Origin of the sequence: Streptomyces phytophilus (assembly GCF_013870535.1) — a bacterium.
GTDB classification, from domain to species: domain Bacteria; phylum Actinomycetota; class Actinomycetes; order Streptomycetales; family Streptomycetaceae; genus Streptomyces; species Streptomyces phytophilus.
The window spans coordinates 1-10483 of sequence record NZ_JACBXC010000097.1 but is presented as its reverse complement, the minus strand read 5'-3'; the positions used below and the strand labels follow the sequence as shown (position 1 = coordinate 10483).

12 protein-coding genes are annotated in these 10483 nt (G+C 73.4%); 6 read left to right on the top strand and 6 right to left on the bottom strand.

Annotation, left to right across the window (positions count from 1 at the left end):
* Nucleotides 1-4: 4 nt before the first annotated feature.
* Nucleotides 5-478, bottom strand: coding sequence for a MarR family winged helix-turn-helix transcriptional regulator (locus tag H5J30_RS08290; RefSeq protein WP_181786525.1), 474 nt, complete (start codon nt 476-478; stop codon nt 5-7).
* A 69-nt stretch (nt 479-547) separates the two neighbouring features.
* On the opposite strand from H5J30_RS08290, the gene H5J30_RS08285 reads away from it, so the two are divergent.
* Entirely contained in the window at nt 548-925 is a 378-nt protein-coding gene (locus H5J30_RS08285; protein WP_181786523.1) for a cupin domain-containing protein, read from the top strand.
* 62 nt (nt 926-987) lie between these two features.
* Here the strand turns inward: H5J30_RS08285 and H5J30_RS08280 are convergent, their stop codons facing one another.
* The gene (locus tag H5J30_RS08280; protein WP_181786521.1) at nt 988-2292 is read right to left on the bottom strand and encodes an MFS transporter; all 1305 of its coding nucleotides are present in this window, start codon (nt 2290-2292) and stop codon (nt 988-990) included.
* A gap of 157 nt (nt 2293-2449) precedes the next feature.
* Between H5J30_RS08280 and H5J30_RS08275 the strand changes: the two genes are divergently transcribed.
* The 3 genes from H5J30_RS08275 to H5J30_RS08265 all read left to right on the top strand — a co-directional run bounded on the left by H5J30_RS08275 (nt 2450) and on the right by H5J30_RS08265 (nt 4934).
* Nucleotides 2450-2911 carry a MarR family winged helix-turn-helix transcriptional regulator gene (locus H5J30_RS08275; RefSeq protein WP_181786519.1) on the top strand — a complete coding sequence of 154 codons (462 nt, stop codon included), beginning with the start codon at nt 2450-2452 and terminating at the stop codon, nt 2909-2911.
* 114 nt (nt 2912-3025) lie between these two features.
* Nucleotides 3026-3478, top strand: a complete 453-nt coding sequence (locus H5J30_RS08270) for a GNAT family N-acetyltransferase (protein ID WP_181786517.1) — start codon at nt 3026-3028, stop codon at nt 3476-3478.
* Between the two features lie 301 nt (nt 3479-3779).
* Nucleotides 3780-4934: a winged helix DNA-binding domain-containing protein gene (locus H5J30_RS08265; protein WP_181786515.1), complete on the top strand. Its 1155-nt coding sequence runs from the start codon at nt 3780-3782 to the stop codon at nt 4932-4934.
* A gap of 213 nt (nt 4935-5147) precedes the next feature.
* Here H5J30_RS08265 and H5J30_RS08260 read toward each other — a convergent pair whose 3' ends face one another.
* Both H5J30_RS08260 and H5J30_RS37445 read right to left on the bottom strand, forming a co-directional pair.
* Complete coding sequence (locus H5J30_RS08260; RefSeq protein WP_181786513.1) at nt 5148-6518, bottom strand: serine hydrolase domain-containing protein; 1371 nt, start codon at nt 6516-6518, stop codon at nt 5148-5150.
* A gap of 10 nt (nt 6519-6528) precedes the next feature.
* Nucleotides 6529-7827 carry a DMT family transporter gene (locus H5J30_RS37445; RefSeq protein ID WP_309505467.1) on the bottom strand — a complete coding sequence of 433 codons (1299 nt, stop codon included), beginning with the start codon at nt 7825-7827 and terminating at the stop codon, nt 6529-6531.
* A 73-nt stretch (nt 7828-7900) separates the two neighbouring features.
* On the opposite strand from H5J30_RS37445, the gene H5J30_RS08245 reads away from it, so the two are divergent.
* Together H5J30_RS08245 and H5J30_RS08240 are read left to right on the top strand one after the other, a co-directional pair.
* The gene (locus tag H5J30_RS08245) at nt 7901-8884 is read left to right on the top strand and encodes a LysR family transcriptional regulator (protein WP_181786511.1); all 984 of its coding nucleotides are present in this window, start codon (nt 7901-7903) and stop codon (nt 8882-8884) included.
* Nucleotides 8885-8947: 63 nt separating this feature from the next.
* A complete protein-coding gene (locus tag H5J30_RS08240) occupies nt 8948-9505 on the top strand; it encodes a GNAT family N-acetyltransferase (RefSeq protein ID WP_181786509.1) in 558 nt (185 codons plus the stop codon).
* Nucleotides 9506-9542: 37 nt separating this feature from the next.
* Here the strand turns inward: H5J30_RS08240 and H5J30_RS08235 are convergent, their stop codons facing one another.
* Complete coding sequence (locus H5J30_RS08235) at nt 9543-10256, bottom strand: HAD family hydrolase (protein WP_181786508.1); 714 nt, start codon at nt 10254-10256, stop codon at nt 9543-9545.
* Between the two features lie 46 nt (nt 10257-10302).
* Nucleotides 10303-10483, bottom strand: a 181-nt coding sequence (locus tag H5J30_RS08230) for a response regulator transcription factor (RefSeq protein ID WP_181786506.1), incomplete at its 5' end; no start/stop codon positions are given.

Sequence of the window (10483 nt, the reverse complement as noted above, 5' to 3'; positions counted from 1 at the left end):
GGGGTCACCAGACGGGGCGTAGCGGAGGGGGGTCGTCGCCGGCGAGGCCGTGGACGAGGCGGAGCAGTTCGGCGCGGAGGAGGGGGGTGTCGGCGCCTGTGCGGCGGGCGAGTTCGGCTTCAAGGTCGTGCAGGGCGTCCCCGGCGATGTCGAGGTGGCGGCGGGCGGCGTCGGTGAGGACGACGAGCTTGCGGCGGCCGCCGGCGGGGTGGGCGGTGCGCAGGACGTAGCCGCGGTGCTCCAGGTCGTCGACGAGTTGGCCGGCGGCCTGTTTGGTGACGCCGAGGCGGGCGGCGAGTTCGCTGCTCGTGGCGCCCTCGGCGCCGAGGATCTGGAACGTCATGCCGTGGACGGGCCGCAGGTCGGGGTAACCGGCGGCGGCCACGCGTTCGTTGAACTCGGTCAGCACGAGCTGGAAGGCCATGCCGAGCAGGAACAGCAGCTCGGGTGTCGGCGGGCTGTCGCGGTCGCGGGTCACGGGAACATCTTGACACAGGTGAGTAAAGCTCCTTTACTCAATCCATTCGAGTAAAGGAGCTTTACAAGCATGAAGGTCATTACTCCCACCGCCGACCGCACCGTCACCACCCCGAATGCCGCGATGGAGTCCCTCGCCACCCCCTCCCAGGGCAGTACCGCGCTCAGCACCTGGCGGGTACGCATGGAAGCCGGCCAGGCCGGGCCCGTACACGCCATCGACCGCGAGCAGGTCTGGATGGTCGTATCCGGCTCCCTCGCCGTGACCTGCGGCGGGCGTACCGAGACCGCCGCGGCCGGGGAGGCTGTTCTGCTTCCGCCTGACGTGCTGCGGCGGCTCGGGGCGGCGGCGGGCGGCGGTGCCGTGGAGGCGCTGGTGGTGATGGAGGCCGGCGGCAGCGCCGTCACCGAGGACGGCACGCGGCACCCCCTGCCCTGGGCGGAGTAGGGGGCGCCGGTACGTCGGCGAAGGGGGGCGGCGCGGGGCGGCGGGGGGGCCAGGGCGGGGCGTCAGTCGGCGGTCGAGTGGGTCCGTACGGCGGTGCGGCCTTCGTCCCGTACGGTGCCGCTGTCCTTCCGCGGGTCGTCGGCTCCGTCGCGTACGGCGCTGCCCGCCACCCGTACCGTCCGCGACGCGGCCGCCGCACCGGCCGTGCGGCGCTCCAGCCTTGCGGCGAGGAGCGCGAGGGCCAGGCCGGAGGCGGCGAGGGCGGCGCCGACCCAGTTGGGGGCGGTGTAGCCGAGGCCCGCGGAGATGACCAGGCCGCCGAGCCAGGCGGCGAGGGCGTTGCCGAGGTTGAACGCGCCGACGTTGACGGCGGAGGCGAGGGTGGGCGCGGCGGCGGCCTGGTCGAGTACCCGCTTCTGCAACGGCGGCACGGTCGCGAAGCCGAAGAATCCGACGAGGAAGATGGTCGCGGCGGCGGCCGGCTTGTTGTGCGCGGTGAGCGTGAACAGCGCCAGCGTCGCGGTCAGGGCGCTGAGGGCGACGTAGAGCATCGGCATCAGGGCGCGGTCGGCGAAACGCCCGCCGACCAGGTTGCCGCCGACCATGCCGAGGCCGAAGAGGGCGAGGAGCCAGGTGACGGAGCTGTCGGCGTAGCCGGTGACCTCCGTCGTCATCGGTGCGATGTAGGTGATGGCGGCGAAGACCCCGCCGAAGCCGAGGACGGTCATGCCCATGGCCAGCAGCACCTGGGTGTTGAGGAACGCGGCCAGCTCGCGGCGCAGTCCTGTGCTGCCGGGGGCGGAGGCTCCCTCTGGTGCCCGCGGCAGGTCCGGTACGAGCTTGGCGACCCCGGCCAGTCCGACGACTCCGATGGCCGCGACCGCGAGGAACGTGGCCCGCCAGCCCACGGTCTGCCCGAGGAGCGTGCCGCCGGGGACGCCGACGACGTTGGCCACGGTCAGCCCGGTGAACATCATCGCGATGGCCCCGGCCCGCTTGTCCTTGGCGACGAGCCCGGCGGCGACCACCGCGCCGATGCCGAAGAACGCGCCGTGGGCCAGGGAGGCGACGATGCGCCCGGCGAGCATGACGCCGAAGGCGGGCGCGAGCGCGGAGATGACGTTGCCGGCGATGAACAGGCCCATGAGGCCCATCAGCATCCGCTTGCGCGGGATCCGCGCGCCGAGCGCGGTGAGCAGCGGGGCGCCGCCGAAGACGCCGAGGGCGTAGCCGGTGGTGAGCCAGCCGGCGGTGGGGACGGAGACGGAGAACTCGTCGGCCACCTCCGGAAGCAGGCCCATGACGACGAACTCCGTGGTGCCGATTCCGAAGGCGCCGATGGCCAGCGCGAGCAGCGCGAGAGGCATGCGGGGACTCCTGAGAGGGATGCGGGGGGCTGCCAATTACCAAGCGCCCACAATAATTGCACACGCCGATCCTTGCAAGCGCGGGCTATTGCGGTCGTGGAGTAAACTCGGGGGTAAGGACGGCGAACGCACTCACTCACGGGACGCGGAGGCGCTCATGGCGGCCACAGCCGAGCAGCTCGACGAACTTGCCCGGGGCTGGTCGGCCCTGGCATCCCTGCACGCCCGCATCGAGACCCACGTGGAGCGCACACTCCAGCGCGCACACCGGCTGAGCGCCCGCGAATACTCCGTACTGGACGCCCTCGGCCGCCAGGACGACTTCCACCTGCGCATGAACCAGCTCGCCGACACCGTCGTCCTCAGCCAGAGCGCCACCACCCGCCTCGTCACCCGACTTGAGGACCGCGGGCTGCTCAGCCGCTACCTCTGCCCCGACGACCGCCGCGGCATCTACACCGAGGTCACCCCCGCCGGCCGCCGCCTCCTCGCCGAGGCCAGGCCCGGATACGAGGTCGCCCTGCGCGCCGCGCTGGACGAGGCCGCAAAGCGGCCGGAACTGGCGCCGCTCGTGGCGGCGGTGGAAGCGCTGGAGGCCCCGCCGGCGTACGCGCCGTAGGAGCGGCGCACGGGAAGCGGCGGCGCGCGTACGTCGCCCCGGGGCGGTCGCGTACGGCGAAGGGGGCGCGTACGGCACAGGAGTGCGCCCCGGTCTGTGCGTAGAGTTGACGGCATGAGCGACCTGGAAATCCGGCGCGCGACGGCCGCTGACGTGCCCGCCATCGTGGCGATGCTCGCCGACGACCCCCTGGGCGCCACCCGCGAGACCCCTGACGACCCCGCCCCGTACGCGCACGCCTTCGCGCGCATCGACGCCGACCCCGCCCAGCACCTCGCCGTCGCCGAACGCGACGGCAACGTCGTCGGCACACTCCAACTCACCGTCATCCCGGGGCTGTCGCGGCGTGGCATGACACGTGCGCTCATCGAGGCGGTGCGCGTGCACCGCGACGAACGCGGGAGCGGGCTGGGGACGCAACTCATCGAGTGGGCCGTCGAGGAGGCGCGACAGCAGGGGTGCGCGGTCGTCCAACTCACGTCGGACGCGACGCGCACGGACGCGCACCGCTTCTACGAGCGGCTGGGATTCGCGGCGTCGCACGTGGGATTCAAGCGGATGCTGTAGGGGGTCTCGGGTCTCGGGTCTCGGGTCTCGGGTCTCGGGCCTCGGGCCCTGGGAAACCCGGGGGATGCCGTGGGGAAGACGCGGGGGCGTGGCCGGGGTCGCGGGCCGCAGCTCGCCCGGGTCGGCAGCTCGCGGGCCGGCATCGGCAGCACGCCCGGCACCCGGCCCGCAGCCGTCGCCCGCCCGGTTGCGACCGCCCTCTTGCATGAAGTACCCGCTGGTCAGAGAGGTGTCGGCGGGCAAGATCCGAAGTTATCCACAGGCCCGAGCGGGCTGGTGCGGGCTTCGGCATACTGCCACTATGCAGATCACGACAGAGCAGCGACGAGCCCGTATCGGCGTGCGGCACGCGCTCGCGCCGACCGCCCGCGCGGCCACGCCCGTCGAAGCCGCGGACGCGGTCGTCGCGCTGCATGCGACGGACGCGGCGACCGTCTTCCTCTCCGCCTGCGCGCGCATGCGGGAGCCCGGCGTCACGCCCGTAGAGCGCGCGCTCTACGAAGACGTGTCGCTGGTGAAACTGCTGTCCATGCGGCGCACCCTCTTCGCGGTCAGCCGCGAGCTGGCACCCGCAGTGGACGCGGCCGCGGCGCGCGCCATAGCGGCACGTGAGCGCGCCACGTTCCTCAAACACCTCAAGGACTGGAACGGCCTGGACGAGGCGTGGCTGCAGCGCGCCGAAGCCGCCGCGCTTGCAGTCCTCAAGGACAAAGGCGAGGCGACCGGCAGCGAGATATCCGCCGCGGAGCCGCTGCTGCGCACGAAGATCACGGTCTTCCCCGGCACCCGCCAGGAGACCCAGCAGGGCGTGGCCACGCGGGTACTGCGCATGCTTGCCTGTGACGGACACATACGCCGCGGACACCCCCGCGGTTCATGGACGTCGAGCCAGTTCCGGTGGGCGCCCGGCGAGGACTTCGCCGGCATGGACGTCGCCGACGCGCAGACGGAGCTGACCAGCCGCTGGCTGTACGCGTACGGGCCGGCCACCGAAGCGGACCTCGTGTGGTGGACCGGCTGGACGAAGACCGCCGCGCGCAAGGCCCTGGCCGCGACCGGGGCCGTGCCGGTGGACCTGCACGAGGGCACGGGGTACGTGCTGCCCGACGACACCGAGCCGGTCGCGGCACCGGAGCCGTGGGCGGCGCTGCTGCCGGGGCTCGACCCGACACCGATGGGCTGGAAGGAACGCGACTGGCACCTCGACGCCGGCTACCGCAAGGCGCTGTTCGACGGCAGCGGCAACGTGGGGCCGACGGTGTGGTGGAACGGCGAAGTCGTCGGCGGCTGGGCGCAACGACAGGACGGAGAGGTGGTGTGGCGGATGCTCACGGACGTGGGCGGCGACGCGGAACGCGCGGTGGCCGCGGAGGCAGAACGACTGGCGGCATGGGTCGGCGACGCCCGAATAACACCCCGGTTCCGCACGCCGCTGGAGAAGGAGCTGACGGCATAAGGGGGGCGGCGAAGCCGTCCGCGTGATCCTGTGGCCCGGCCCGTGGGGAGGGTCGGCCGGGAGGATCTGCCAAGCGGGGTGCGGGGGCTTGTCGTTGTGCACGACGACAGCGGCCCCTGCCGACTGCGACGTCTGCTGACTGCTGCGCCTGCCGGCGGCGGACGTCCGCCGCCGGTGACCCTCGCAGGGTACCCCGGGTCGCGGCAGGAGAGGTTACGTCCAGCCGCGGGTGCCGCCGGGGACGGGGGCGTCCGGATCGTACGGTTCGCGGGTGAAGACGAAGGTGCCCAGGTCGAGGTGCGACACCTCGCCGTCCACCGTCCGCTCCACCCGTAGCGTCTCACCGGCGCAGTAGCCGTCGACCGCCGTCCACGTGCCGTCCGCCTCCGGGCGCAGGAGCGAGGCGTACCCGCTGCGGTGCAGCGGACTCAGGTCCAGCCACCGGTCCTCCTTCAACCGCAGCACGTGCGGGTTCGCTCCCCAATACCAAGGACCCGTGAGGGCGAGCAGTTCCGGATCCACCTCGTCCGCGGCCAGCGGACGCCACGGCTCGGGGATACGCGGCTCGTGCCGCAGCACTGTGCCGATCAGATCGGAGGCAAGACCGGAGACGGACACACCGGAAGTCACGTTCGTGAGGGCGACCGCGCTCACGCCCTCGTCGACATCGGAAAGGAGGCAGGCGAGGAACCCCGGCATGGAGCCGGTGTGGCCGGAGAGCAGCGTGCCGTCGCGGCGGATGAGCTGCACGCCGAGCCCGTACGCGACGTCCCACTCCGCGGCCTCGGGAGCCACCGCGGGGGTGCGCATCTCCGCCAGCGTCCCGGCGGAGAGCACCCGGTCGTCGCCGTGCACGAGGAAGGCCGCGAACCGGGCCAGGTCGCCGACCGTGGACCACAACTGGCCCGCCGGGCCCATCCGGCCGGTGTCGTGCAGCGGCTCGGGCTGCATGACGTCCGCCCACGGATGGACGGCGAAGCCGCCGGCGTGCGGGGCCTCGGGCAGCAGCGTCGTACGCCGCAGCCCCAGCGGCTCCAGCACCTCGCGCCGCAGCACGTCGCCCCAGGGCGCGGCGCGCAGCGCCTCGACGAGCGCGCCGAGGTAGGCGAAGCCGGGGTTGGAGTAGTGGTACCGGCGGCCCGCCGGATGGCGGGCCGGGTCGCCGTCGAAGAGTTCGCCGAGCTCGGGGCGCAGTGTGCCCGGGGTCCGCTCCCACCAGGGGCCGCGGGGCTCGGCGCCGATACCGGAACTGTGGGAGAGGAGTTGAGCGATGGTCACCGCGGGAGCCTGAGTGCCGGGGAGGTGCTTCCCCAGCGGGTCGGCGAGGTCGACAAGGCCCTCGTCGCGCAGCCGGAGCACCAGCACGGCGACGAACGTCTTGGTGATCGATCCGATGCGGTACTGGGTGTCGGTGGTCGGCTCGTGCCCGTCGATCATCGAGCGGGCCCCGGACCAGACCGTCTCCCCGTCACGCACGACCGCCGCGACGAGCGAAGGAGTACGGCCCTCGCTCTGCGCGACGGCGAGCCGGTGGCGCAGGGCGCGGGCTGTGGCGGGGAGCAGGGCGTCGTCATACGGCGGCATGGCGCGCAGCCTAACCGCGGCCCGCGGTGCGGAGCACGGGGGTTTGGGCGCCTCGGCTGCCTCCGACGCGGGTGGCGTACCAGACGGTGGCGATCACCAGCACGCAGCCCGCGTACTGCGTCACCGTGGGCCGCTCGCCGATGAACGCGACAGCGGTGGCGATGGCCAGCACCGGCTGGAGCAGGAGCAGCGCCGCCCCGGTGGCCGGGGCGAGCCGAGGCAACGCGGGGGTGATGAGAAGCAGGGCGAGGACCTGGCCGAGCGCGGCCATCGCGGCCAGCCAGCCGAGGGCGGCGGGCTCGGGCATCGGATCGATACCGGTCCACAGCGCGCCGAGGATGCCGGAGGCGATGCCGGCGGAGAACGTCGCGGTGCACACCGGCACGGCAATGTGCCCACGGGAACGGGAGGGAGCGGCAGGGGCCGGGACTGGGCCTGGGGTCTGGGGTGCGGGTGAGGAGGCGGAGGCGGAGGCGGCGGCGGGAGGAGCGGAGGGGGTGGGGTGGGGGGTAGGGGGGTGGGGGCCCCGCCCCTGGTGTTGGTCCTGGGCCTGGCCCCGCCACCGCCCCTTCCCTTGGCTCTGGCCCTGGCTCTGGCCCTGGCTCTGGGGCTGGGGCTGGGGGTGTTCGTCGGGGGGTGGGGTGGTTGGGCGGGGGTGGGTGCCGCCCAGGCGGGTGAGGAAGAGGTAGCCCGCGAAGGCGACGCCGGCGGCCGTGCCGTAGAGGATGCCGGTGACGGGGCTGCTGCCGGGTTCCGGGTCGCCGATCGCGCCGCCCGCGAGTGCCACCCCGGCGAGCAGCACCGGGGCGGTGAGCCAGAAGCCGCGCGGCAGTGGAGTTCGGGTCAGCAGTCGGGCCAGCAGCGGGAAGACGATCACCTGGATGTTGAGCAGTACGGTCGCGATGGAGGCGCCGACGTCCCTGATGCTGGCGGCCCAGAAGACGAAGTCGACGCCGAGCAGTAGCCCGGCCGCCAGGTCCGTGAGCACGGGGCGCCGGGCCCGCGGGCCCAGGCGGCGGAGTTCGACGACCGCCAGGGGAGCGAGCAGCAGCAGCGCGAGGAGGCAGCGCAGGAAGGCGGCGGTGCCGGCGTTCACGTCGGAGAGCTTCACGAACATCGCCGACAGCGAGATGCACGCCGAGCCGCCGATGACCAACGTGACCGGGGTGGCCAGCCGGGTCAGGAGCCGGGGGTGGGGTGCGGAGGAGCCGCCCGCGCCGCCCGCGCCGGGCGTGTTCGTGGGTGGGGGCTTGTGGTTCTGGGTCGGTATGCCGCCTCGGCTGTTCTGTCCGTCCCCGTCGACTCGCATGCACCTCACTGTGCCTGTCCGGTCCCCCAAGAAAAAGCGATGATTCGTTAGCCGAAAGCGTTAGTATCACTTCGTGTTCAGCTTGGAGCGCCTCCGCGCCCTCGACGCCGTCGCCGTCCACGGCACCATCGCCCGCGCCGCCGAGTCGCTGCACGTCACCGCCTCCGGCGTCTCGCAGCAGCTCGCCAAGCTGGAGCGCGAGTCGGGGCACCGGCTGCTGGAGCCGTACGGGCGCAGCGTTCGACTCACCCACGCCGGCAAGGTGCTCGCCGCGCATGCGGCCCGGGTGTGTGCGCAGGTCGCCGAGGCGGAGGCGGATCTCGCGGATCTGCAGGACGAGATCCTCGGCCCGCTGCGTCTCGGCGGTGTCGGCAGTTCGCTGCGCGCGCTGCTGCCCGAGGTACTGACCGCGCTGACCGCCTCGTATCCGCGGCTGGCGCCCACCGTCGTCGACGGCGAGGCCGTCGAGCTGGTGCCCGGGTTGGTCGGCGGGGAGCTGGATCTGCTGCTCATCGAGAGCTGGAGCACCCGGCCCATCCGGCTGCCGCAGGGGCTGGCGGTGCGGACGCTCGTGGTCGAGGACGTGCAGCTGGCGGTGCCGGACGCCCATCCGCTGGCCGGCCGCGAGCGCGTCGGCCTCGCCGAGCTGGGTGGTCTCGCCCACGCGACCGGGGCGGCGGTGTGGGCGAGTTGTCCGGTCGGCACCGAGCCGTACGAGGGGCTGACGCAGGCGCTGCGCGAGGTGGGTCTGGAGCCGGAGGTGCGGTATCAGGTGACGGAGTACGCCACGCAGCTCGCGCTGGTGCGCGGCGGGTTGTGCGTGGCGCTCGTACCGGAGATGGCGCAGCGGCCGTGCCCGCCGGGGGTGCGGTTCGTGCCGGTGCGGCCGGGGGTGCGGCGTACGGTGCAGGCCGCGTGGCGGTCCCGGGGGGAGAGTCCGGCCGTACGGGCCTGTGTCGCCGCCCTGGCGCAGGAGGCGCGGGGTCGGGCGGCAAGGGGCCAGGCGGCGCAGGGTCGGGCGGTGCAGGTGCTGGGGGAGTCGGCTGCGGGCGGGTGACCTGGGGTCCGTCAGTGGGCCGTGCGAGGATCACGGTGTCGAGCACAGCCACTGGAGGACCCGATGTTCGCGATATCCCTGGGTGACGACGGTGCCGAGCTGCGGCCGCTGGAGCCGTGGCAGGCCGAGGAGTTCCTCGCCCACATGGACCGCGGTCGCGCGTTCATCGGCCGCCATGTCGGCCTGCCCGACGCCGCTGCAGACCTCGACTCCGCCCGCTCCTGGCTCCAGACGTACGCGGACAAGGCCGCCGCCGACTCCGGCCGCCTCTACGGCATCTGGCTCGACGGCCTCCTCGTCGGCGGCGTCCTCTTCCGCGTCTTCGACGCGAAGCAGCGCACCTGCGAGGCCGGCTGCTGGGTGGAGCCCGCGGCGGCCGGCCGCGGGCTGGTCACGCGCGCGGTGCGCGTGATCGTCGACTGGGCGGTGCGCGAGCGCGGTGTGGAGCGCGTGGAGTGGCTGGTGTCCGCGGAGAACACCCCGAGCATCAGGGTCGCCCAGCGTCTCGGCATGCGCCGCGACGGTGTGCTGCGTTCGAAGTTCCTGTACCGGGGGGTGCGGCAGGACACCGAGGTGTGGTCGGTGCTCGCGGACGAGTGGGTCGCGGGCCAGGGGGCGTAGCGCCGTCTCCTCGTACGGGCCGTGCCCCCACCGGCGGTCAGTCCGCCGTTCCGGCGGCCTCCCCCTCCCCCTCCCCCTCCCCCTCCGTCTCCGTCTCCGTCTCCAGCAGGACCGGCAGCTTGCGCATGTCGTCGAAGAGCACGGTGCCGGGTCCCGCCAGCCAGCCGGCCGGTGACAGTCCGCCGGTGAAGCCGTACGCGCGCATCCCCGCGGCGCGCGCCGCCTGGACGCCGTAGCGGCTGTCCTCCACGACCGCGCACGCCTGCGGCGCGTAGCCCATCTCCCGCGCGGCGTGCAGGAAGAGGTCGGGTGCGGGTTTGCCGCGGCCGCCGACGTCGGCGGCGGAGTAGATGCGTCCGGCGAAGCGGTCGTACAGCCCGGTCCGGCCGAGGGTGCGGCGCATCCGTTCGTGGTCGCCGCTGGACGCGACGCAGGTGGGCAGGCCCGCGGCGGCGATGGCGTCGAGGGCGTCGACGACGCCGGGTACGGCTTCGAGGCGGTCGAGGCCGGCGAAGAACTCCTCGTAGTAGCGGGTGCGCCAGGTTTTGTCCGCGCCCGGGCCGAGGCGTTCGACGACCATGGCGCCGACGGATTCCTGGGACTTGCCCATGAACAGGTCGACGGCGTCGGCTTCGGTGAGCGGCCAGCCGAGTTCCGCGCCCACGGTGGCCTGTGCGGCGGCGGCGATGCGCTCGGAGTCGACGAGGACTCCGTCGCAGTCGAATATCACGAGTTCGATGGCTCCGGGCATGGTCACGAGGCTAACCGGGGAGCGGGGGAGCCGCGGGTCCGGGGCGTCAGCGGCTGCCGGGGACGACGAGGCCCGTTTCGTACGCCATGACCACCGCCTGCGTACGGTCCCGCAGGCCGAGCTTGGCCAGCAGTCGGCTGACGTGCGTCTTCACGGTCTCCTCGCCGACGTGGAGGCGCGCGGCCAGTTCGGGGTTGGACAGGCCCTCGGCGAGGAGCCGCAGGACC

Coding starts and splice junctions, on each gene's coding strand:
- H5J30_RS08240 (WP_181786509.1), top strand. CDS start 8,948: ATGTTCGCGATATCCCTGGGTGACGACGGTGCCGAGCTGCGGCCGCTG.
- H5J30_RS08260 (WP_181786513.1), bottom strand. CDS start 6,518: ATGCCGCCGTATGACGACGCCCTGCTCCCCGCCACAGCCCGCGCCCTG.
- H5J30_RS08275 (WP_181786519.1), top strand. CDS start 2,450: ATGGCGGCCACAGCCGAGCAGCTCGACGAACTTGCCCGGGGCTGGTCG.
- H5J30_RS08270 (WP_181786517.1), top strand. CDS start 3,026: ATGAGCGACCTGGAAATCCGGCGCGCGACGGCCGCTGACGTGCCCGCC.
- H5J30_RS08285 (WP_181786523.1), top strand. CDS start 548: ATGAAGGTCATTACTCCCACCGCCGACCGCACCGTCACCACCCCGAAT.
- H5J30_RS08235 (WP_181786508.1), bottom strand. CDS start 10,256: ATGCCCGGAGCCATCGAACTCGTGATATTCGACTGCGACGGAGTCCTC.
- H5J30_RS08265 (WP_181786515.1), top strand. CDS start 3,780: ATGCAGATCACGACAGAGCAGCGACGAGCCCGTATCGGCGTGCGGCAC.
- H5J30_RS08280 (WP_181786521.1), bottom strand. CDS start 2,292: ATGCCTCTCGCGCTGCTCGCGCTGGCCATCGGCGCCTTCGGAATCGGC.
- H5J30_RS37445 (WP_309505467.1), bottom strand. CDS start 7,827: ATGCGAGTCGACGGGGACGGACAGAACAGCCGAGGCGGCATACCGACC.